Source organism: Streptomyces sp. NPDC051578 (assembly GCF_044454045.1).
Lineage (GTDB): Bacteria > Actinomycetota > Actinomycetes > Streptomycetales > Streptomycetaceae > Streptomyces.
The window spans coordinates 1,445,084-1,466,794 of sequence record NZ_JBITDH010000001.1 but is presented as its reverse complement, the minus strand read 5'-3'; the positions used below and the strand labels follow the sequence as shown (position 1 = coordinate 1,466,794).

The 21,711-nt window shown below is 70.6% G+C and carries 21 protein-coding genes; 12 read left to right on the top strand and 9 right to left on the bottom strand.

Annotated elements, in window-relative coordinates; genetic code table 11:
- Positions 1–16: 16 nt before the first annotated feature.
- The 7 genes from ACIA6C_RS06485 to ACIA6C_RS06455 all read left to right on the top strand — a co-directional run bounded on the left by ACIA6C_RS06485 (position 17) and on the right by ACIA6C_RS06455 (position 6,578).
- Entirely contained in the window at positions 17–556 is a 540-nt protein-coding gene (locus tag ACIA6C_RS06485; protein WP_329198332.1) for a F0F1 ATP synthase subunit B, read from the top strand.
- A complete protein-coding gene (locus ACIA6C_RS06480; RefSeq protein WP_366078908.1) occupies positions 553–1,368 on the top strand; it encodes a F0F1 ATP synthase subunit delta in 816 nt (271 codons plus the stop codon). The genes ACIA6C_RS06485 and ACIA6C_RS06480 overlap by 4 nt, the downstream gene beginning before the upstream one ends.
- Positions 1,369–1,498: 130 nt before the next feature.
- The gene (atpA, locus tag ACIA6C_RS06475; RefSeq protein WP_361128562.1) at positions 1,499–3,094 is read left to right on the top strand and encodes a F0F1 ATP synthase subunit alpha; all 1,596 of its coding nucleotides are present in this window, start codon (positions 1,499–1,501) and stop codon (positions 3,092–3,094) included.
- A gap of 20 nt (positions 3,095–3,114) precedes the next feature.
- Positions 3,115–4,044 carry a F0F1 ATP synthase subunit gamma gene (locus ACIA6C_RS06470; RefSeq protein ID WP_361128560.1) on the top strand — a complete coding sequence of 310 codons (930 nt, stop codon included), beginning with the start codon at positions 3,115–3,117 and terminating at the stop codon, positions 4,042–4,044.
- Positions 4,045–5,496 (top strand): F0F1 ATP synthase subunit beta, encoded by a 1,452-nt coding sequence (atpD, locus tag ACIA6C_RS06465; RefSeq protein WP_329198340.1) that lies wholly within the window; start codon positions 4,045–4,047, stop codon positions 5,494–5,496.
- 132 nt (positions 5,497–5,628) lie between these two features.
- Positions 5,629–6,003, top strand: a complete 375-nt coding sequence (locus ACIA6C_RS06460; protein WP_361128557.1) for a F0F1 ATP synthase subunit epsilon — start codon at positions 5,629–5,631, stop codon at positions 6,001–6,003.
- Between the two features lie 128 nt (positions 6,004–6,131).
- The gene (locus ACIA6C_RS06455) at positions 6,132–6,578 is read left to right on the top strand and encodes a DUF2550 domain-containing protein (protein WP_361128554.1); all 447 of its coding nucleotides are present in this window, start codon (positions 6,132–6,134) and stop codon (positions 6,576–6,578) included.
- Positions 6,579–6,696: 118 nt separating this feature from the next.
- Here the strand turns inward: ACIA6C_RS06455 and ACIA6C_RS06450 are convergent, their stop codons facing one another.
- Both ACIA6C_RS06450 and ACIA6C_RS06445 read right to left on the bottom strand, forming a co-directional pair.
- Entirely contained in the window at positions 6,697–8,490 is a 1,794-nt protein-coding gene (locus tag ACIA6C_RS06450; RefSeq protein ID WP_399274498.1) for a glycosyl hydrolase family 18 protein, read from the bottom strand.
- Between the two features lie 284 nt (positions 8,491–8,774).
- Positions 8,775–9,347, bottom strand: a complete 573-nt coding sequence (locus ACIA6C_RS06445) for a cob(I)yrinic acid a,c-diamide adenosyltransferase (protein WP_361128551.1) — start codon at positions 9,345–9,347, stop codon at positions 8,775–8,777.
- A gap of 236 nt (positions 9,348–9,583) precedes the next feature.
- On the opposite strand from ACIA6C_RS06445, the gene ACIA6C_RS06440 reads away from it, so the two are divergent.
- The 3 genes from ACIA6C_RS06440 (at position 9,584) to ACIA6C_RS06430 (ending at position 13,601) form a co-directional block, all read left to right on the top strand.
- Positions 9,584–10,432, top strand: coding sequence for a 3-hydroxyacyl-CoA dehydrogenase family protein (locus ACIA6C_RS06440; RefSeq protein WP_399273315.1), 849 nt, complete (start codon positions 9,584–9,586; stop codon positions 10,430–10,432).
- A 166-nt stretch (positions 10,433–10,598) separates the two neighbouring features.
- A complete protein-coding gene (locus tag ACIA6C_RS06435; RefSeq protein ID WP_136215128.1) occupies positions 10,599–10,922 on the top strand; it encodes an STAS domain-containing protein in 324 nt (107 codons plus the stop codon).
- A 195-nt stretch (positions 10,923–11,117) separates the two neighbouring features.
- Positions 11,118–13,601 carry an ATP-binding protein gene (locus tag ACIA6C_RS06430; protein ID WP_399273312.1) on the top strand — a complete coding sequence of 828 codons (2,484 nt, stop codon included), beginning with the start codon at positions 11,118–11,120 and terminating at the stop codon, positions 13,599–13,601.
- Between the two features lie 16 nt (positions 13,602–13,617).
- On the opposite strand, the gene nucS is transcribed toward ACIA6C_RS06430, so the two are convergent.
- On the bottom strand, positions 13,618–14,289 hold the full coding sequence (gene nucS, locus ACIA6C_RS06425; protein WP_190183452.1) for an endonuclease NucS: 672 nt from the start codon (positions 14,287–14,289) through the stop codon (positions 13,618–13,620).
- A gap of 220 nt (positions 14,290–14,509) precedes the next feature.
- Between nucS and ACIA6C_RS06420 the strand changes: the two genes are divergently transcribed.
- Positions 14,510–14,902 carry an SCO5389 family protein gene (locus ACIA6C_RS06420; protein WP_136215131.1) on the top strand — a complete coding sequence of 131 codons (393 nt, stop codon included), beginning with the start codon at positions 14,510–14,512 and terminating at the stop codon, positions 14,900–14,902.
- 95 nt (positions 14,903–14,997) lie between these two features.
- Here ACIA6C_RS06420 and ACIA6C_RS06415 read toward each other — a convergent pair whose 3' ends face one another.
- Entirely contained in the window at positions 14,998–16,017 is a 1,020-nt protein-coding gene (locus ACIA6C_RS06415) for an LLM class flavin-dependent oxidoreductase (RefSeq protein ID WP_399273309.1), read from the bottom strand.
- 248 nt (positions 16,018–16,265) lie between these two features.
- Between ACIA6C_RS06415 and ACIA6C_RS06410 the strand changes: the two genes are divergently transcribed.
- Positions 16,266–16,619 carry an ATP/GTP-binding protein gene (locus ACIA6C_RS06410; RefSeq protein ID WP_361128540.1) on the top strand — a complete coding sequence of 118 codons (354 nt, stop codon included), beginning with the start codon at positions 16,266–16,268 and terminating at the stop codon, positions 16,617–16,619.
- Positions 16,620–16,642: 23 nt separating this feature from the next.
- Here ACIA6C_RS06410 and ACIA6C_RS06405 read toward each other — a convergent pair whose 3' ends face one another.
- The 5 genes from ACIA6C_RS06405 to ACIA6C_RS06385 all read right to left on the bottom strand — a co-directional run bounded on the left by ACIA6C_RS06405 (position 16,643) and on the right by ACIA6C_RS06385 (position 21,697).
- The gene (locus ACIA6C_RS06405) at positions 16,643–17,497 is read right to left on the bottom strand and encodes an ABC transporter permease (protein ID WP_399273307.1); all 855 of its coding nucleotides are present in this window, start codon (positions 17,495–17,497) and stop codon (positions 16,643–16,645) included.
- Complete coding sequence (locus ACIA6C_RS06400) at positions 17,494–18,609, bottom strand: ABC transporter ATP-binding protein (protein ID WP_399273305.1); 1,116 nt, start codon at positions 18,607–18,609, stop codon at positions 17,494–17,496. Before ACIA6C_RS06400 ends, ACIA6C_RS06405 begins: the two co-directional genes overlap by 4 nt.
- A gap of 216 nt (positions 18,610–18,825) precedes the next feature.
- Positions 18,826–19,611, bottom strand: a complete 786-nt coding sequence (locus ACIA6C_RS06395) for an ABC transporter permease (RefSeq protein WP_366078902.1) — start codon at positions 19,609–19,611, stop codon at positions 18,826–18,828.
- A complete protein-coding gene (locus ACIA6C_RS06390) occupies positions 19,604–20,626 on the bottom strand; it encodes an ABC transporter ATP-binding protein (protein ID WP_366078901.1) in 1,023 nt (340 codons plus the stop codon). The genes ACIA6C_RS06395 and ACIA6C_RS06390 overlap by 8 nt, the downstream gene beginning before the upstream one ends.
- Positions 20,627–20,758: 132 nt before the next feature.
- The gene (locus tag ACIA6C_RS06385) at positions 20,759–21,697 is read right to left on the bottom strand and encodes a cellulose-binding protein (RefSeq protein ID WP_136215138.1); all 939 of its coding nucleotides are present in this window, start codon (positions 21,695–21,697) and stop codon (positions 20,759–20,761) included.
- Positions 21,698–21,711: the final 14 nt, after the last annotated feature.

Sequence of the window (21,711 nt, the reverse complement as noted above, 5' to 3'; positions counted from 1 at the left end):
GACGAAAGGCACTGATGTGAACCTCCTGGTTCTCGCGGCCGAGACGGAAAACCCTCTCGTTCCGCCGATCCCCGAGCTCGTCATCGGTCTGATCGCCTTCGTCATCGTCTTCGGCTTCCTCGCGAAGAAGCTCCTCCCGAACATCAACAAGGTTCTGGACGAGCGTCGCGAGGCCATCGAGGGCGGTATCGAGAAGGCTGAGGCCGCTCAGACCGAGGCCCAGAGCGTGCTGGAGCAGTACAAGGCCCAGCTCGCCGAAGCCCGGCACGAGGCCGCGCGCCTGCGCCAGGAAGCGCTGGAGCAGGGCACTGCGCTCAAGGAAGAACTGCGCGCAGAGGGCCAGCGGCAGCGTGAGGAGATCATCGCTGCCGGCCACGCCCAGATCGCGGCCGACCGCAAGGCTGCCTCGCAGTCGCTGCGTCAGGACGTGGGCAAGCTCGCCACCGACCTGGCCGGAAAGCTCGTCGGCGAGTCCCTTGAGGACCACGCCCGGCAGAGCCGCACGATCGACCGTTTCCTCAGCGAGCTTGAGGAGAAGGCCGAGGCCGCGCGATGAACGGAGCGAGCCGCGAGGCGCTGGCCTCCGCGCGTGAGCGTCTCGACGCGCTGACGGACAACACGTCCGTCGACGCGGCGGAGCTCGCCGGCGAGCTGGCCTCCGTCACCGCGCTGCTCGACCGTGAGGTCTCGCTGCGTCGGGTCATCACGGACCCGGCGCAGGCCGGCGAGGCCAAGGCCGAGCTGGTGGGCCGCCTGCTGGGAGGCCAGGTGAGCGGGGAAACCCTCGACCTGGTGTCCGGCATGGCCCGGTCCCGCTGGTCGCAGTCGCGTGACCTGGTCGACTCGCTGGAGGAGCTGGCGGCCACCGCCGACCTCACGGCGGCCCAGCGTGCGGGTGCGCTCGACGACGTCGAGGACGAGGTGTTCCGGTTCGGCCGGATCGTCTCCTCGAACACCGAGCTGCGCTCCGCGCTGACCGACCGGGCGGCCACCGCCGCCGCCAAGAGCGAGCTGCTGCACCGTCTGCTCGGCGGCAAGGTGAACCCCACCACCGAGCGTCTGGTCATCCGTCTCGCCACCCACCCGCGTGGACGTAGCCTGGAAGCGGGACTGGAGTCCCTTTCCACGCTCGCCGCCGAGCGCCGCAACCGCATGGTCGCCACCGTGACCAGCGCGGTTCCGCTCAGCGACGTGCAGAAGCAGCGTCTCGGCGCGGTGCTGGCCAAGCTGTACGGCCGCCAGATGCACCTGAACCTCGACGTGGACCCCTCGGTCCTCGGCGGGATCTCGGTGCGGGTCGGCGACGAGGTCATCGACGGCACCATCGCGGAACGCCTCGAAGAGGCGTCCCGCCGCATGGCCGGCTGACCAGCCACCAACTAGAACAACGCATTCCTAGCGGCCCGGTTGGGCCGTGCAGAACTTGCAGAAGATTCCTGGGGGTCGCCCCCAGACCCCTAAGAAGCTTCAGGCCCAACAAGGAGAGCAGGGAACCCAGATGGCGGAGCTCACGATCCGGCCGGAGGAGATCCGGGACGCACTGGAGAACTTTGTCCAGTCGTACCAGCCGGACGCGGCCTCGCGCGAGGAGGTCGGAACGGTCAGCGTTGCCGGCGACGGCATCGCGAAGGTGGAGGGTCTGCCCTCCGCCATGGCGAACGAGCTGCTGAAGTTCGAGGACGGCACCCTCGGTCTCGCCCTCAACCTCGAGGAGCGCGAGATCGGTGCGATCGTCCTCGGCGAATTCAACGGCATCGAAGAGGGCCAGCCGGTGCAGCGCACCGGTGAGGTTCTCTCCGTAGGTGTCGGCGAGGGCTACCTCGGCCGCGTTGTCGACCCGCTCGGCAACCCGATCGACGGCCTCGGCGAGATCGCGACCGAGGGCCGCCGCGCCCTTGAGCTGCAGGCCCCGGGCGTCATGGTCCGTAAGTCGGTGCACGAGCCCATGCAGACCGGCTACAAGGCCGTCGACGCGATGGTGCCGATCGGCCGTGGCCAGCGTCAGCTGATCATCGGTGACCGTCAGACCGGCAAGACCGCTCTTGCCGTCGACACGATCATCAACCAGCGCGACAACTGGCGCTCGGGCGACGTGAACAAGCAGGTCCGCTGCATCTACGTCGCCATCGGCCAGAAGGGCTCGACCATCGCGTCCGTTCGCGGCGCCCTGGAAGAGGCCGGCGCGCTCGAATACACGACGATCGTCGCCGCCCCGGCGTCCGACCCGGCCGGCTTCAAGTACCTGGCGCCGTACACCGGCTCCGCCATCGGCCAGCACTGGATGTACGCCGGCAAGCACGTCCTGATCATCTTCGACGACCTGTCGAAGCAGGCCGACGCCTACCGCGCCGTCTCGCTGCTGCTGCGCCGCCCGCCGGGCCGTGAGGCCTACCCGGGTGACGTCTTCTACCTGCACTCGCGTCTGCTGGAGCGCTGCGCCAAGCTCTCCGACGAGATGGGTGCCGGTTCGATGACCGGTCTGCCGATCGTCGAGACCAAGGCGAACGACGTGTCGGCGTTCATCCCGACCAACGTCATCTCCATCACCGACGGCCAGTGCTTCCTGGAGTCCGACCTGTTCAACGCGGGCCAGCGCCCGGCGCTGAACGTCGGTATCTCGGTCTCCCGCGTCGGTGGTTCCGCGCAGCACAAGGCCATGAAGCAGGTCTCCGGCCGTCTGCGCGTCGACCTCGCCCAGTACCGCGAGCTGGAGGCGTTCGCCGCCTTCGGTTCCGACCTGGACGCCGCGTCGAAGGCTTCGCTGGAGCGCGGCAAGCGCATGGTCGAGCTGCTCAAGCAGGGCCAGTACCAGCCGATGCCCGTCGAGGAGCAGGTCGTCTCCGTCTGGGCCGGCACCACCGGCAAGATGGACGACGTCCCGGTCGCCGACATCCGCCGCTTCGAGTCCGAGCTGCTGGAGCACCTGCGCCGCGAGCGCAAGGACCTCCTCACCTCGATCGCCGAGGGCGGCAAGATGTCGGATGACACCCTGACGTCGATCGCGGACGCCATCGCTGCCTTCAAGCAGCAGTTCGAGACGTCTGACGGCAAGCTCCTGGGCGAGGACGCTCCGGCCGTCAACGTCTCCAAGTGACGACGGAAGGGACCTGACTCATGGGAGCGCAGCTCCGGGTCTACAAGCGTCGCATCCGTGCCGTCACGGCGACCAAGAAGATCACCAAGGCGATGGAGATGATCGCCGCCTCGCGCATCGTCAAGGCGCAGCGCAAGGTGGCGGCATCGATGCCGTACGCGACCGAGCTCACCCGTGCGGTGACCGCGGTGGCGACCGGTTCGAACACCAAGCACGCCCTGACCACCGAGGTCGAGGCGCCGACCCGTGCCGCGGTCCTGCTCATCACGAGCGACCGCGGTCTGGCCGGCGGCTACTCCTCGAACGCCATCAAGCAGGCGGAGCGGCTCACCGAGCGGCTGCGCGCTGAGGGCAAGGACGTCGATGCCTACATCGTCGGCCGCAAGGGTGTCGCCTACTACGGCTTCCGCGAGCGCAAGATTGCGGACTCGTGGACCGGCTTCACCGACAGCCCGGCCTACGCGGACGCCAAGCGCGTCGCCGCGCCGCTGATCGAGGCCATCCAGACGGAGACGGCCGAGGGCGGCGTGGACGAGCTGCACATCGTCTTCACGGAATTCGTGTCGATGATGACGCAGAACGCCGTGGACGGCCGGATGCTGCCGCTCAGCCTCGCGGAGACCTCCGCCGGGGCGCAGGACGAGGCCGGTGCGAAGGGCGAGATCCTTCCGCTGTTCGAGTTCGAGCCGTCGGCGGAGGACGTCCTCGACGCCCTGCTGCCGCGCTACGTCGAGAGCCGCATCTACAACGCACTGCTGCAGTCGGCCGCTTCCGAGCACGCCGCCCGCCGTCGTGCGATGAAGTCGGCCACCGACAACGCCGGGGACCTCATCAAGAGCCTCTCCCGGCTTGCCAACGCGGCCCGCCAGGCCGAAATCACCCAGGAAATCAGCGAGATCGTCGGTGGCGCGAGCGCCATGGCTGACGCGACCGCGGGGAGTGACAAGTAAGTGACGACGACTACCGAGAACGCTGTGACGGCCGCTGCCACGGGCCGCGTCGCCCGGGTCATCGGCCCGGTCGTCGACGTGGAGTTCCCCGTCGACGCCATGCCCGAGATCTACAACGCCCTCAAGGTCCAGGTCGCCGACCCGGCCGAGGACGGCAAGCTCAAGACGCTGACCCTGGAAGTCGCCCAGCACCTGGGTGACGGCCTGGTCCGCACCATCTCCATGCAGCCCACCGACGGTCTGGTCCGCCAGGCCCCGGTGACCGACACGGGCGAGGGCATCACCGTCCCCGTCGGCGACTTCACCAAGGGCAAGGTGTTCAACACCCTCGGTGAGGTGCTCAACTACCCGGAGGCCAACTCCGAGGTGACCGAGCGCTGGCCGATCCACCGCAAGGCGCCGAGCTTCGACGAGCTCGAGTCGAAGACCGAGATGTTCGAGACCGGCGTCAAGGTCATCGACCTCCTCACCCCGTACGTCAAGGGTGGAAAGATCGGTCTGTTCGGTGGTGCCGGTGTCGGCAAGACCGTTCTGATCCAGGAAATGATCTACCGCGTCGCCAACAACCACGACGGTGTGTCGGTCTTCGCGGGCGTCGGTGAGCGTACCCGTGAGGGCAACGACCTCATCGAGGAGATGGGCGACTCGGGCGTCATCGACAAGACGGCGCTCGTCTTCGGCCAGATGGACGAGCCCCCGGGCACCCGTCTGCGCGTCGCGCTCGCCGGTCTGACCATGGCGGAGTACTTCCGCGATGTTCAGAAGCAGGACGTGCTCTTCTTCATCGACAACATCTTCCGTTACACCCAGGCCGGTTCGGAGGTGTCGACCCTTCTGGGCCGCATGCCGTCCGCCGTGGGTTACCAGCCGAACCTGGCTGACGAGATGGGTCTGCTGCAGGAGCGCATCACCTCGACCCGCGGTCACTCGATCACCTCGATGCAGGCGATCTACGTCCCCGCGGACGACCTGACCGACCCGGCGCCGGCCACCACCTTCGCCCACCTCGACGCGACGACGGTTCTCTCCCGTCCGATCTCCGAGAAGGGCATCTACCCGGCCGTGGACCCGCTGGACTCGACGTCCCGCATCCTCGACCCGCGGTACATCGCGGCGGACCACTACGCGGCCGCCATGCGTGTCAAGGGGATCCTGCAGAAGTACAAGGACCTCCAGGACATCATCGCGATCCTCGGTATCGACGAGCTGGGCGAGGAGGACAAGCTCGTTGTCCACCGTGCCCGTCGCGTCGAGCGCTTCCTGTCGCAGAACACCCACGTCGCCAAGCAGTTCACCGGCGTGGACGGTTCGGACGTTCCGCTCGACGAGTCGATCACCGCGTTCAACGCGATCTGCGACGGCGACTACGACCACTTCCCCGAGCAGGCGTTCTTCATGTGCGGTGGCATCGAGGACCTCAAGGCCAACGCCAAGGAGCTGGGCGTCTCCTGAGGCCCCGCTCCTCGTGAGCAGAGCCGATGATTGACCGGAGAGGGGCGGGTGCGTCCCGTCCCTCTCCCCACGCCCATTAGAATTTGACCCAACACCCGGCCGACCCGCCGGGTGGTGACCCGAGGAGCCACCTTGGCTGCTGAGCTGCACGTCGAGCTGGTCGCGGCGGACCGCAACGTCTGGTCCGGCGAGGCCACCCTTGTTGTCGCACGCACCACGTCCGGCGACATCGGCGTCATGCCCGGTCACCAGCCGCTTCTCGGTGTGCTGGAATCGGGCCCGGTGACCATCCGCACCAGCGACGGCAGCACTGTCGTCGTAGCGGTGCACGGCGGATTCATCTCGTTCGCGGACAACAAGCTGTCCCTGCTGGCCGAGATCGCCGAGCTCGCGGACGAGATCGACGTCCAGCGGGCGGAGCGGGCACTGGAGCGCGCGAAGGCGGAGGCCGATGCGGCCGCCGAGCGTCGCGCCGATGTCCGGCTGCGCGCGGTGACGGGGCACTGAGCCCCTTACCGAATAGTGTGCGTCCTCAGCCGCGGTCCGGTCTGGAATCTTCCAGAGCGGGTCGCGGCTGAGGCGATGCGGATCAGTTTTTCGTGTGCTGTATTCGATGAGCGAGGAGGTCGGTGAAGATGCTCCTCGCTCTGCTTGTGAGCGGCCTGGTCGTAGCCCTGGTGGTGATCGGGCTGTTCGTCTTCGGGCTGCGCCGCAGACTCATCCAGCGGTCCGGGGGGACCTTCGACTGCAGCCTGCGCTGGGACGTGGCCGACGAGCCCGACGTCTCGGGCAAGGGCTGGGTGTACGGGGTCGCCCGCTACAGCGGTGACCGGATCGAATGGTTCCGGGTGTTCAGCTACTCGCCGCGGCCCCGCCGGCTGCTGGAGCGTTCCTCCATCGAGGTGCTGGCCCGTCGCGCCCCCGAGGGCGAGGAGGAGCTGGCGCTGCTGTCCGACGCCGTCGTGCTCGGCTGTTCCCACCGGGGGACGCGCCTTGAGCTGGCGATGAGCGAGGACGCGCTGACCGGTTTCCTCGCCTGGCTGGAGGCGGCGCCTCCGGGACAGAGGGTGAACGTGGCCTGAGGGCCGGGCGCGCGGGCGTCAAGAAGGAGAACGCACGGGCGTCAAGAAGGAGAAGCCGGGGAGCAGGGGGCGGACCCTGCTCCCCGGCTTCGTCGTTCACCGGCCCCGTGCGCGGGGGTTACTGGAGACCGGTGTGGATCGCGTTCGCGAGCTCGCCGTTCGCGGTGTCGCCGCTGAATTCCCAGAAGAAGGCGCCCCGCAGGCCCTGCTGCTTGGTCCAGGTCATCTTTCCGGCGATGGTGGCGGGGGTGTCGTAGCTCCACCAGTTGCTGCCGCACTTCGCGTAGGCCGTGCCGGCGATCGTGCCGATGACCGGGCAGCTGCCCTTGAGCACCTTGTAGTCCTCGATGCCCTGCTCGTACGTGCCGGGGGCGGGTCCGGTGGCGGCGCCGCCGGGGGCGTCCTGGGTGACGCCGGTCCAGCCGCGCCCGTAGAAGCCGATGCCCAGGTTCAGCTTGGAGCCCGCGATGCCCTTGCCCTTGAGCTTGGTGATGGCGGCCTCGGAGTTGAAGCCGGCGATGGGGATGCCCGCGTAGGACGTGAGCGGGGAGTGCGGGGCGGTCGGGCCCTTGGCGTCCCAGGCGCCGAAGAAGTCGTACGTCATGACGTTGTAGAAGTCGACGTACTGGGCCGCGCCCGCGTAGTCGGCGAGGTCGAGCTTGCCTCCGTTGGAGCCGTCGGCGGAGATGGCGGCGGTGACCAGGTTGCTGCCGCCGAACTTGGCGCGGAGCGCGGAGAGCAGGTTCTTGAGGGAGGCGGCGCCGCTGGTGTCGCAGGACAGACCGCAGGCGTTCGGGTACTCCCAGTCGATGTCGATGCCGTCGAAGACGTCCGCCCAGCGCGGGTCCTCGACCAGGCTGTAGCAGGAGTCGGCGAAGGCGGCCGGGTTGGCGGCGGCCTGGCCGAAGCCGCCGGACCAGGTCCAGCCGCCGAACGACCACAGCACCTTGATGCCCGGGTACTTCTTCTTCAGCTCGCGCAGCTGGTTGATGTTGCCGGCGACGGGCTGGTCCCAGGTGTCGGCGGTGCCGTCGACGCTCGATGCGGCGTCGTACGTCTTCTGGTAGTCGGCGTAGGCGTCACCTATCGCGCACTTGCCGCCGGTGACGTTGCCGAAGGCGTAGTTGATGTGCGTGATCTTCGCGGCGGTGCCGGAGGTGACCAGGTTCTTCACGTGGTAGTTGCGCTGGTAGACGCCCCAGTCGGTGAAGTAGCCCAGCTTGACCGTGCTGCCGGTGGGCGGGGGCGTGGTGCCGCCGCCGGTCGTGGTGACGGAGAGGGCACCCGAGGAGGGGCCGGTCTGGTCGGCGGTGTCCCGGGCGGTGACGGTGTAGCTGTACGAGGTGCCCTTCGTCAGGCCCGAGTCGGTGTAGCTGGTGCCGGTGACCGTCGCGATCTTGGTCCCGCCGCGGAAGACGTCGTAGTTCTTGACGCCCTTGTCGTCGGTGGCGGCGCTCCAGCCGAGGGTCAGGGAGGTGTCGGTGACGCCGGTGGCGGTGGGGGTGCCGGGGGCCGACGGCGGGGAGTCGGTGGGGGTCGTGCCGCCGTCGCAGGAGGCGCCGTTGATCTTGCAACCGGAGGGGGCTCCGGGGCCGGCGCCGTTGAACCCGAAGCTGACGGTCGCGCCGGGGGAGAGGGTGCCGTTCCAGCCGACGTTCTTGCCGGTCCAGTGGGTGTCGGAGCCGGTGACGGTGGCGTCCCAGGCGGAGGTGACCGTGGTGCCGGAGGGGTAGTCCCACTCCACGGTCCAGCTGGTCAAGGTGGTGGTGCCGGTGTTCTTCACCGTCCACTTGCCCTCGAAGCCGGAGCCCCAGTCGGAGACCTTCGTGTACGTCGCGGTCGCGGAGCCGGCGGCCTGCGCGGGGCCGGCCAGGGCCACGAGTCCCGCGGCCGGCAGGGCGAAGGCGGCCACCGCGGCGGCGAGCCTCCGGAAGAGTCGGGTGGGGGGTGGGGGTGCTGTGCTCAAGGTCGTCCTCCGTAGGTCCGCCGAAGTCGCGGGGCCGACTTCGGCATGGGGGTGGGACCTGCGCCGCCCGTGAGCCTGCCTGTTTGTCATGACACGCTCACCACAGTTCCGGTGAGCGTAGAAAGGTCTGGACCAACCGTCAAGAGGTCCAGACCTCCACTGCCGCGGTCCGCCGCCGACCCGGCTGCCGCGCCGGGGGCGCCTCCTCGGGGCCGGCTGCGGGGCTTCGCCTAGCGCTCCCCGCCCGGGACCCACAGGACGTCGCCGACCTCCTTGTTGGCCGTGCGGGCCAGGATGAAGAGGAGGTCCGAGAGGCGGTTGAGGTAGGTCGCCGTCAGGGGGTTCATCACCTCGCCGTGCGCCTCCAGGGCCGCCCACGTCGAACGCTCGGCGCGCCGGACCACCGTGCACGCCTGGTGCAGGAGGGCGGCGCCGGGGGTGCCGCCCGGGAGGATGAAGCTGCGCAGCTTCTCCAGCTCCTCGTTGAAGCGGTCGCAGTCCGCCTCCAGCTTGTCGATGTAGAACTGCTCGACGCGCAGTGGAGGGTACTGCGGGTTCTCGACGACCGGGGTGCACAGGTCGGCGCCGACGTCGAACAGGTCGTTCTGCACCCGGACCAGGACCTTCACCACGTCCTCGGGCAGACCCCCGAGCGCGATCGCCGTCCCGATGGCCGCGTTGGCCTCGTTGGCGTCGGCGTACGCGGAGATCCGCAGGTCCGTCTTGTGCGTGCGGCTCATGTCCCCGAGGGCGGTCGTGCCCTTGTCGCCGGTGCGGGTGTAGATGCGCGTGAGGTTCACCATGGGTCCAGCGTAGTGACACGGCGAAGTGCGGGGCCGGGGAGAGGGAGGCGCGATCCCGGACAAACGCGCCCAAGCGTCAACTGCGGTTCCCCGCCCCGCTGCTGGGCCGTACCAGTGTGATGTCCGTCATCTGAGACGTGACGCGTGTTACTTCGCGGTCACACCGTCCCTCACGGACGCTAGTCTCCGCCGGAGAGGCTACGAGACTGGGCCGTAGCGAGAACGAGGGGTGTGCAGTGGCTGGGAAGCTCGCCGTCATCGGTGCCGGACTCATGGGTTCCGGGATCGCTCAGGTCTCCGCTCAGGCGGGATGGGACGTCGTCTTGCGCGATGTCACCGATGCCGCGCTGACCCGCGGCACGGACGGGATCAAGGCCTCGTACGACAAGTTCGTCTCCAAGGGCAAGCTGACGGCGCAGGACGCCGAGGCGGCGCTCGCCCGGATCGCCACGACCACCGACCTCGACGCGGTCGCGGACGCGGACATCGTCGTCGAGGCCGTCTTCGAGAAGCTCGAAGTCAAGCACGAGATCTTCCGCGCCCTCGACAAGCTGGTGCGCGACGACGCGATCCTGGCGTCCAACACCTCCGCCATCCCGATCACCAAGATCGCAGCGGTGACGGAGCGCCCAGAGCGGGTCGTCGGCGCGCACTTCTTCTCGCCCGTCCCGATGATGCAGCTGTGCGAACTCGTCCGCGGCTACAAGACGAGCGACGAGACCCTCGCCACCACCCGCGCGTTCGCCGAGTCCGTCGGCAAGACCTGCATCGTCGTCAACCGCGACGTGGCCGGCTTCGTGACGACCCGTCTGATCTCCGCGCTGGTGGTCGAGGCCGCCAAGCTCTACGAATCGGGCGTGGCCACCGCCGAGGACATCGACATCGCCTGCAAGCTGGGCTTCGGGCACGCGATGGGGCCGCTGGCCACCGCCGACCTCACGGGCGTCGACATCCTGCTGCACGCCACCAGCAACATCTACACCGAGTCGCAGGACGAGAAGTTCGCGCCGCCGGAGCTGATGCGCCGCATGGTGGACGCGGGCGACTTCGGCCGCAAGAGCGGGCAGGGCTTCTACAAGCACTGAGCGCATCGTTCGAACGCCTTCACCCGTTGGTGTGAATGAGAGTATCGGTTCGCTCACAGTCGGCAACTTCCCTGCCCCCGGGGCAGTCAGTTCCAGTGAGAGTTGCCGACCACGGACCAGTCGGACCATACGTACGCGGCACGTACGCGGGACTGCGGGAGCACATATGCACATCAGGGGCGACCACGCCGAACTCGTTGTCGGGGGTCGCCTCGACGTGCGCAGCGCGGCGGACGCCCGTACGGCCCTCCACACGGCTCTCGATCGCGGCCACGGCGACCTCGTGCTCGACCTCACCGGGCTCGACTCCTGGGACGCGACCGGACTCGGCGTCATCATGGGCGCCCACCGGCGGGCGGGCCGCTCCGGGCGCCGTCTCGTCCTGCGCGGGGTGCCCGCGCAGATGCAGCGGCTGCTCGTGGCGACCCGGCTCCACCGGATCCTCGCCATCGAGGGCGGACTGGAAGCGGAATCCCTGCCGCGGGTGTGATGCCGGGGCCGCTCTTTCCTGCGGAAACGTAACGTTCCGGTGGTGAAGGCCCTCTGACGGTTCCCCGCGCGCCCGGCCACGGTCTAGGCTCCGGGCGGAAACCGGACCAGTAGCGACAGCGGCGAGTGCGTGCGAAGGCCGGGCGGTAAGACGGCGGCAGCGGCGCGGCACGCGACGCGATCGGGGGACTTGGTCATGGACCGTACTCAGGGGCAGCCCGGCGGGGACTCGGTACTTCGGGCCGCGGGATCCGCGGGCACGGGAACCGGCTCCGCGGGCTCCGCGGGAGCGGCCGCGCCCGCCGCGCCCGCCGGCGGTGTCACGCGCGTCGTCACGCTGACCACGGGGGACTTCACCCTCACCGTCAACCCCGTCGACGGCAGCGAGATAGAACCCCTGCGCCCCGGCACCGGGACGCAGCGCCCCGCCAAGCGGGACCCGGAATCCCGCGCCGCCTGGGAGGCCGCCGCCCGCCCGCCCGCACTCCCCGGCTCCACCACCCCCGCCCGCCCCCTGCTCCAGCGCGAGGAGGAGCGGGAGCGCCTGGAGCGGCTGCTGGGCCGCGGGCGCTCCGTACGGCTGACCGGACCGGCCGGATCGGGCCGTTCCGCGCTGCTCCACTCCGTTGCCGCCGTGTGCACGGGCCTCGCGCCGGACGGGGTCGTCCGGCTCAGCGGATACGGGCGCCAGCAGCCGCAGGAGCTGCTGTACGCCCTCCACGCGGCCGTGTACGAGGCCGCCGGCGAACGGCCCGACCGGGCGGAACTCCTCAGGCGGGTCCGGGACATCGGCGCGATCGTCCTCGTGGACGACCTGGAGCTGGGCGGAGCTGCCCTCGACGAACTCCTGCGCGCCACCCCCGAGTGCGCGTACCTGCTGGCCGCCACCCCCGACACCACCGCGCCTTCCGAGTACTCGCACCTGGAGGAGGTCTTCCTCGGGGGCCTCGGCCGGGCCGAATGCGTCCAGCTCCTGGAGACGCTCACCGGACGGCCCCTGACGGAGGAGGAAACGGCCTGGGCGGGGGACCTGCGGTTCGCCTCCGAGGGGCTCCCCCTGCGCTTCGTACAGGCGGCCGCGTTGCTGCGCCGCCGCGACGAGCTGAACCACCGCGACGCGCCCGACGAGGAGGACGAGCCCGGCGTCTTCGAGGGCCGGCCGCGCGAAGCCGCCCACATACCGCTGCCGACGCTGGCCGAAGGCGCGGCGCCGGCGGAGCTGCTGGCCTCGCGGGTGAGCGAGTCGGCCCGGGCCGCCCTGCGGATCGCCTGCGCGCTCGGCGGGGAGATGCCGCACCACGCGCACCTGCCGGCGCTGGTCGGGGACACCCACGCCGACGCGGCGGTCGCGGAACTGCTGGACTGCGGGCTGCTGACCCCCGTGGGCCCGCGCTACCGGCTGTCCTCGGGGGTCGCGCGGCAGCTGGAGGAGGCCGGCTACGGGGACAGCGCGGCCGAGGAGGCCCGTACCGCCGCCCGGCACTACGCCTGGTGGACCGGGCACGCCTCGGTGACGCCCGAGCGGGTCGCGGCCGAGGCCGACGCGGTCCTGGCGGCGCTCGCGGGCGCCGACGTGGTGGCCGCCGTCATGCTGGCCCGGACGGCGGCACCGGCCCTGGCGGCTTCCTTGCACTGGGAGGCGTGGGAGCGGGTGCTGCGCTCGGGCGCGGAGGCCGCCCGCAAGGCGGGGGAGGTGGCGGAACAGGCCTACTTCCACCACGAGCTGGGCGTGCTCGCCCTGTGCGAGGGGCGGCTGGAGCGGTCGCGCGCCGAGCTGGAGGCTTCGATCGGGCTGCGGGGCGCGCTCGCGGACAAGCGCGGGACCGTCGCGGGCCGGCGGGCACTGGCCCTGGTCACGGACCGCGAGGCGGCGGAGGTGGAAGTGTCGCCGCCGCTGCGGCTGGCGGCCCCGGCGGCTTCACCCGCGCCCGCGGCCCCGGCCGTCCCCGCGGTGGCGGCCGCGCCCGTGCCCAACCCGCTCGCCCGCCCCGCCGCTCCCCCCGCACCGCCCGTCGGGGCGGACGCGGTGACCCAGGTGGTGCCCGCCATCCGCCGGCCCGGGACCGCGGCGACGCCGCCGGCCTTCTCGAAGGTGTTCGAGGACGCCTTCCCGCCGGTGGCGAAGCAGGAGCCGGTCACCGTCCCCGTGCCGGGCGTGGCGCGGCCGCCCGCGGGGGAGCCCGACTCCCGGCGCAGGACGGCGCTCCTCGCCGCGGCCGGAGCCCTGGCCGTGGCCGTGATAGGGACCGTGGTGGGTCTGGCGGTGTCCGGGCCGGACGAGCGGACGCCGAGCGACCCGGCGGTGTCCTCGACCCCGGACACCGACCTCAGCGCCGACACCGGCACGAGCGACCCCGCCACCACGCCGGAGCAGGGCACCGACGGCCCGACGGCGGCCACGTCCGACCCGGCGGCGCCCCAGGAGGGTGAACCGGCGGCGGAGCCCCGGCCGGGCACCACCCCGGGCCCGCGGACCACGGCGAAGGGCCGGACCCCGACCCGCAACGCCTCACCGCCGGCGCCGGGCACCACGGCACCGACCTCGCCGGCACCGGGCGGCGAGCCGGACCACCCGCCGGCCACCTCGTCCTCGCCGACGACGACCCCGCCGACGGATTCCCCGACGGGGCCGCCCACGACCGAGTCCGCCTCCGAGGCGGCCCCGTCGTCCTCGGGGTGAGGCCGGGGCCCGCGGATCAGAAGAGGCGGAGCTTGTCGTCCTCGATGCCGCGCATCGCGTTGTAGTCCAGCACCACGCAGTCCATGCCGCGGTCCGTCGCCAGTACGCGGGCCTGCGGCTTGATCTCCTGCGCGGCGAAGACACCGCGGACCGGCGCGAGGTGCGGGTCGCGGTTGAGGAGTTCGAGGTAACGGGTGAGCTGCTCCACGCCGTCGATCTCGCCGCGCCGCTTGATCTCCACGGCTACCGTCGCACCGGAGGCGTCACGGCACAGGATGTCCACGGGGCCGATCGCCGTCATGTACTCGCGGCGGATCAGCGTGTAGCCGTCGCCCAGCGTGTCGATGCGGTCGGCGAGCAGCTCCTGGAGGTGCGCTTCCACGCCGTCCTTGATCAGGCCCGGGTCGACGCCCAGCTCGTGGGAGGAGTCGTGCAGCACTTCCTCCATGGTGATGATGAGCTTCTCGCCCGCCTTGTTGACGACGGTCCAGACGCCCTCTTCGGCGCCGGTCCCCTCCTTGAGGGTGCACGGAGGAGACATCCAGTTGAGCGGTTTGTACGCCCGGTCGTCCGCGTGGATCGAGACACTGCCGTCGGCCTTCACGAGGATCAGACGGGGTGCGGAGGGCAGATGGGCGGTGAGCCGGCCCGCGTAGTCGACGGAGCAGCGGGCAATGACGAGACGCATGGTCGGCAACGCTACTCGACCGACGGCCCTCCACGCGATTCGCCCGTGAAAGCCCCCTTCGTCGATGGCGCGTTGTATGCGCATTCTCCTGGTGCGGCAACCCGGGGGCGCCTACCGTGGTGAGCGGGTGGTTGTCGAACGTGCACGCTGCGTCGCGGCCGCCTTCCCTGCCCGTAGGACTCCGGACACCCAGACGGCCGGGGTCACGAGAGGAGAACCCATGTCGCTCGACGTCTCACCGGCCCTACTCGAACAGGCCGAGCGAGGCGAGGTCGACGAAGCCGCTTTCGTCGACTGCGTCCGGACCTCCCTGCCTTACGCATGGGAGATGGTCAGCTCGCTGGTGGCCCAGCTGGAGGTTGAGGGCGGAGAGTTCGCCGACAACCAGACGCCGCCGCCGGACGAGCAGGCGCGCGGGCAGCTGCTGCGCGCGCTCGCGAGTGACGCGATACGCGGTGCCCTGCAGCGCCACTTCGGGGTGCGCCTGGCCTTCCAGAACTGCCACCGGGTAGCGGTGTTCCCGCTGGACCCGGCGGTGGACGACCGGCTTGCCAAGTTCACCTCGATCCGCGGTCAGCTGCTCAACCAGTCGCCGGAACTGCGGGACTGCTAGGTCCTGTCGAACCGGACAGGGCCCGGGGCTTTCAGCTGCCGCTCCGATCGCGGAAGGTGCGACTGGCAACCGGGGCGGCAGCCCGGTCTCAGCTCTCAGCCGAGGCGGGGCAGGACCTCGGCGCCGATGCGCCGTACGTTCTCCTCCGTCGCGGCGAGGTCGCCGGAACCCTCCGTGAGCAGGGCGAAGCGGGTGATGCCCGTGCGTTCGGAGGTCGCGGCGAGCCGGTCCGCCGCGACCTTGGGGGTCCCGACGGGGTGCAGCCGGCACAGCAGCTCCGTGTACGCCACCGGGTCCCGCATCGCACGCTGCCGGCCGTCCACCGTCACGTGCGCGTCCAGGCCCTGGCGCAGCCAGCCGGGCATCGCCTTCACCAGCGTCTCCCGCGCGTCCGCCGTGCGGTCGGCGAGCTGGCAGACCCCGGCCGACACGTGGGCGGCCTGCGGCTCGTGGCCGGCCGCCCGGGCCGTGCGCCGCCACAGGTCGACCATGTCCGCCTTGTCCTCGTCCCCGCAGTGCATGCCCAGCAGCATCGGCAGACCCCGCTCCGCGGCCAGCCGTACCGACGCCGGGGAGGTGCAGGCGACGATCACTTCCGGCCCCTTCCCGTCGCCGTCCAGCGCGTCCGCGGGGCGCGGTACGACGGCCACCTCGCGGAAGCCGTACCGTTCGCCGGCCGCTCCCACGCGCGCCTCGGTCAGCCAGCGCCGCAGCAGGTCCAGGGCTTCCGGGAAACCGGTCTCGTAGGCGTCCAGGCCCCCGCCGAACACCTCCAGGTCGACCCAGGGACCGCCCCGGCCCACCCCGAGCATGAAGCGGCCGCCCGAGGTCAGGTGCAGCAGGGCCGCCTGCTCGCCCAGGGCCACCGGGTGCGAGCTCGGCAGCACGCTCACCGCGGTGCCCACGCGCAGCCGCCGGGTCCGCCCGAGCAGCAGGGCCGCCAGGGTCACCGCCGAGGGGCACACCCCGTACGGCACGAAATGGTGCTCGGCGAGCCAGACCGCGTCCAGCCCGGCCTCTTCGGCGACCTCCGCGGTCCGCACCGCCCGGTGCAGCGCCTCCCCCGGCCCCTGGCCCGGGAACTGGGCCGCCACTACAAACGCTCCTACGCGCATCGCGCTCAACCTCCTCGCGGCTGACGCGGCCTCCCCAGGTGGACCGGCTCTCCGCCGTTCATGACATCAACGTCTGATGGCAACAACGCCCGACACGTGCCAAAGGCACGGCCCGGCGCCAAAGTTATTGGGATTGTCAGGCCAGCGCCCGTGAACGGACCCCGTCCTCGGACACACTGCGGGTACCCGGGCTCGCTGCGCGTAGTCTGGGAGAAAGTCACTGCCGTCCGCCCATCCGTGAGGTATACGTGTCACCGCGCCACAACCGCCCCAGGGGCGGCGGGAATCCAGCCGGCCGTTCGGGTACGGGGTCCGGTTCCGGGTCCGGTTCGGGAGGGCTGGACCGGTTCGGTCTGGAGCAGACCGAGGAGTACCTCGGCGAGGAGTGGAAGGTCCGGCACGTGGCGGGCGCGAGCGCGGCGGGCAAGCGCTACCGCTGCCCCGGCTGCGACCAGGAGATCCCCTCCGGCACCCCGCACCTGGTGGCCTGGCCCGAGTACGGCGGCGTGGACGACCGCCGGCACTGGCACAAGGCCTGCTGGAACGCGAAGGACCGCCGCACCTCACGGGTGCAGCGGTCCAGGAACGCGCCGAAGTACTAGGTCCCCCTTGCCCGCCCGGGCCCTCACACGTCCCGGCGGCCGACCACCACGTACGAGGCCGCCATCGCGGCGCCCGTCACCAGCAGCATCAGCGCCACCTGCGTCAGGTCGGCGGGCATCGTCTGCGGGGAGCCGGTGGGCGTGGTGCCCGACGGCATCCCGAACAGCTGCATCAGCGCGACCGGCGCGTTGTGCTGGAGCACCAGCCGCCCCAGCGGCGCCGAGGCCTCCCAGATGCTGAGCATGGCCCCGGCCACCGGCGGCAGCGTCACCACGCCGATCATGACGGCGATCGCTCCCGCCGAGTGCCGCACCAGTGCCCCGACGGCCAGCGCGAGCAGCCCGAGCAGGGTCACGTAGAAGCTCCCCGCCAGAGCCCCGCCCCATTCGCCCGCCGAGTGGCTCCCCGCGGCGGGGCCGTTGTGGGCGATGGCCGCCGCCGTGCCGACCGCGAAGACGGAACCGGCGCTGGTGAGGAAGGCGGTGAGGCCGAAGACCAGGTACTTGGCGGTGAGGATCCGGTGCCGGTCGGGCGCGGCGGTGAAGGTGGTGCGCACCAGGCCCGTGCCGTGCTCGGAGGTGATCGTGAGCACGCCGAGCACCATCACCGCGAGCTGCCCGACGAGCATGCCGATGAGGGCCGGCGTGGTGAAGGGGATGTCGGTGTAGTCGCGGGAGGTGGTCTGGGCGATGAAGAGCATGCCGATGCCGACGACGACCACCACCAGGGAGCCGAGCGTCCACAGGGTGGAGCGGACCGAGACGAGCTTGGTCCACTCCGAGGCCAGCGCGTGTCCCAGGTGCGGACGCCGGCTCTCCAGGGGCGAGCTGTAGGCCGTCGCGGCGGGAGCCGTCGTAGGGGTCTGTGCGCTGCTCATCGGGAGGCCTCGGGGTTGTTCCGGGTGGAGGCGGCGAGCTCGCCGGGCTCGCTGGGCATGAGGAACCCCGGACCACCCGCCGAGGGTGGTGGGGGTGCGAAGAAGCCCGTCTGCGGGACGTCGGGCGCCTGCGGGCCCTCCTCCCACTCCGGCAGGGCCAGCGGGTCCGTCTCCCACAGCTGGGCCCGGGGGTCTTCGGTGGAGGTGTACTCGACGGAGGACCGGGTCATCCGCATGTACGCCTCCTCCAGCGAGGCCCGGTGCGGGGACAGCTCCCACAACCGCAGGCCGCCCTCGTGGGCCAGGTCGGAGATCCGGGGCAGCTCCAGGCCGGTCACCCGCAGGGCGCCGTCCGGCTCCTGGAGGACGCGGGCCCCGTCCTTGCGGAGGATCTCCGAGAACGCGTCCCGGCCACCGGGGCCGGTCCCGGCCACGCGCACCCGAGCGAATCCGGCCGAGTTGTGGGCGATGAACTCCTGGGTGCTCATGTCGGCCAGCAGCCGGCCCCGCCCGATCACTATCAGGTGGTCCGCGGTCAGGGCCATCTCGCTCATCAGGTGCGAGGAGACGAAGACGGTGCGGCCCTCGGCGGCGAGCCGGCGCATGAGGTTGCGGACCCAGAGGATGCCCTCCGGGTCGAGACCGTTGACGGGTTCGTCGAAGAGCAGGACCTGGGGGTCGCCGAGGAGGGCGGTGGCGATGCCGAGCCGCTGGCCCATGCCGAGGGAGAACCCCTTCGTGCGCTGCCGGGCGGCGTCCTGGAGACCGACGACCGCCAGCACCTCGTCCACCCGCTTCTCGGGGATGCCCGAGAGCTGGGCGATGGACAGCAGGTGGGTGCGGGCCCGGCGGCCGCCGTGCATGGCCTTCGCGTCGAGCAGGGCGCCGACGTGCCGCTGGGCGTTCACCAGCTCCCGGAAGGGCTGCCCGTTGATCGTCACACGGCCGGCGGTGGGCCGGTCGAGCCCGAGGATCATGCGCATGGTGGTGGACTTCCCCGACCCGTTGGGTCCGAGGAATCCGGTGACGTGACCAGGCCTGACCTGGAAGGACAGCTGGTCGACGGCGGTCTTGGCGCCGAAGCGCTTGGTCAGGCCGACTGCCTCGATCATGGTTGTGCCCCTCGACAGGCCGGCAGGCCCGGGACGGCTCTCGCCCCTGTAAGGGTTAAGAGGATATCGAGTGGCCTACGGTTCCGTCCCCGGCCGGATCCCTGAGCTGCCCCTGAGACCGACCCGGGCTTTCCCCTAAGACCCGGGCCTCTCGCACGGACCCTTTCCCGGAGACCCGCGCTTTCCCCTAAGACCCGGGCCTTCGCCGGGGACGTGTCAGGCGTCCCTGTTCCGCAGGACGAAGTAGCCGCCGAGCACCGAGGCGGCCACCCACACCAGCATGATGGCGAGGCCGCCCCAGGGGCCGTAGGGGGTCTCGCCGCGGCCCATGGCGTCCGGCACGATCTGCATGATCTTGGAACCCGCCTTGTCGGGCAGGTACTGGCCGTACTTCCTGGTCGCTTCGAAGCCGCTGAGCAGGTTCGAGACGATCAGGAAGAACGGGATCAGGATGCTGATCGAGGCGACCGAGCTGCGCAGCATGGTGGCCACGCCCATCGAGAACAGGGCCAGGAGCGCCATGTACACACCGGCGCCGATCACCGCCCGCAGAACGTGGTCCTGCCCGATGCCGATGCCGTGCTCACCCAGGATCGCCTGGCCGACGAAGAAGGCCACGAAGCTGGTCAGCAGCCCGACCAGCAGGGCCAGCACCGTGGCCACGGTGAGCTTGCCCAGCAGGAAGCCCCCGCGGCCGGGCACGGCGGCCAGGGAGGAGCGGATCATGCCTGTGCTGTATTCGGTGCTGACCACCAGCACTCCGAAGACGATCATCGCCAGCTGGCCGAACTGCATCCCGCTGAAGCTCATCAGGGTCGGGTCGAAGGTGGCCCGTTCGATCGCGGGCATGCTGTCGAAGGCCGAGCTGATCAGGGCGCAGAACCCGGCGCCGAAGCCCACGGTGGCGATGACGGCGATGGCCAGGGTCCAGACCGTGGAGGAGACCGTACGGATCTTCGTCCACTCGGAGTTGAGGACGGCGGGGAAGGCCACGTCACTCACCGCCCTTGCGGGTCGCGTCGAAACCGGCGCCCCACGCGGGGACCTCGGCCGGACGCGCCGGGTTGTCGACCGCCATGCCGGGAGCGGGAGGGACGCCGGGACGCCCCGGCGCGTGGGCGTGGTACTCGACGGAGTCCGCCGTCATACGCATGAACGCTTCTTCCAGTGAAGCCCGTTGGGGGCTGAGTTCGTGCAGCACGATCTGGTGCTGTGCGGCCAGTTCGCCGAGCCGCTCCGGTCCCACGCCGTCGATCTCCAGCGTTCCGGTGGCGGGGACGCTGACGGCGTTGATGCCGGCCTCGTGCAGGACGTCCTTGAGCCGCTCCTGCTGCGGCGAGCGCAGGCGTACGTAGCTGCGCGAGTTCTGGTGGATGAAATCGGCCATCGACAAGTCGGCGAGGAGGCGGCCCTGCCCGATCACGATCAAATGGTCTGCCGTCAGCGCCATTTCACTCATCAAGTGCGAGGAAACGAAGATCGTCCTGCCTTCTGACGCCAGCCTCTTCATCAGATTGCGGATCCAGTGAATTCCCTCCGGGTCCAGACCATTGACGGGTTCGTCGAACATCAGGATCTCCGGATCGCCGAGCAGGGCGGCGGCGATTCCCAGCCGCTGCCCCATGCCGAGCGAAAATCCTTTCGACTTCTTCCTCGCCACCGGTGTCAGCCCCACGAGATCCAGCACCTCGGTCACCCGGCGTTCGGGGATCCGGTTCGACTGGGCCAGGCAGAGCAGGTTGTTGTAGGCGCTGCGTCCGCCGTGCATGGACTTCGCGTCCAGCAGGGCTCCGATGTGCTTCAGCGGTTCCGGCAGGTCCCGGTAGTGCTTGCCGTCGATCCTGACCGTGCCGCTGGTCGGGTTGTCGAGGTCGAGCATCATGCGCATGGTGGTGGACTTCCCCGCCCCGTTGGGGCCGAGGAAGCCCGTCACCACCCCCGGTCTGACCTGGAAGCTGAGGTTGTCCACCGCGGTCTTGGCGCCGAATCGTTTGGTAAGGCCCTCAAGCTCGATCATGCGGCCACGCTAGAACGCCCGAGGGCCCTGCGCCACCTCTAAAGGTGACACAGGGCCCTCGTCGTGCGCGTGCTGCGGCAACGGTCCTACCGGCGAGTATCGGGGGTGTACGCGCCGGACGCCGTGACCGGGTCAGCGGGTCTGCTGCGCCGGGACGCCGCGGGTGACCGGCTCGTCGTCGATCGGGGAGCCGGCGGCGGCCACGGCCGCACCGGTCAGCGTCGCCAGCATCTCGCGGACGTTGGTCAGCTGGGCGTTGATGGAGTCGCGGCGGTTGGTCAGCGCCGCCAGCTCGCGCTCGGACTCGCTGCGGATCCGGTCGGCCTTGGCGTTGGCGTCGGCGACGATGTCCTCGGCCTGGCGCTGCGCGGTCTCCACGGTCTGGCGGGCGCGGCGCTCGGCGTCCGTACGGAGCTTCTCGGCCTCCAGGCGCAGCTGCTCCGCGCGGTGCTCAATCTCGGCGAGCCGCTTCTCGGCCTTGGCCTGACGGGAGGCCAGGTCCCGCTCGGACTGCTCGCGGCGCTTGGCGAGGTTGGTCTCGAAGTCGGCGGCGGCCTGGGCGGCCTTGGCGCGGGTCTCCTCGAAGAGCGCGTCGGCCTCCTCGCGCTTGGAGGCCGCGTCCTTCTGGGCCTCGGCGCGCAGGGTCGACGCGTCGCCCTTGGCCTTCTCGACGATGCGGACGCCCTCGTCCTCCGCCTTCGCCTTGCGGTCGGCGGCGAACGACTCGGCGTCATTGCGCACCTGCTGGGCGGCCGACTCCGCCAGCTCACGGTGCTGCTCGGCCGCGCGACGGGCCTCCTCGCGCAGGTCCTTCGCCTCCTCCTCGGCCAGGCGCAGGATCTTCTCGACCCGGGCGCCGAGACCCGCGTACGACGGCTCCGCGTCGCTCACCTGGGCCTGGGCGTTCTGCGTTTCGAGGTGCAGCTCCTCGATCCGCTTTTCCAGAGAGTTGATACGTCCAAGTGCGCTGTCGCGGTCGGAGACCAGCTTGGTGATGCGGTCGTCCACCTGACCGCGGTCGTAACCACGCCGCACGAGCTCGAAGCCGAAGGGGGAGGAAGTGTCGCTCATGGGGTTCCTGTCGA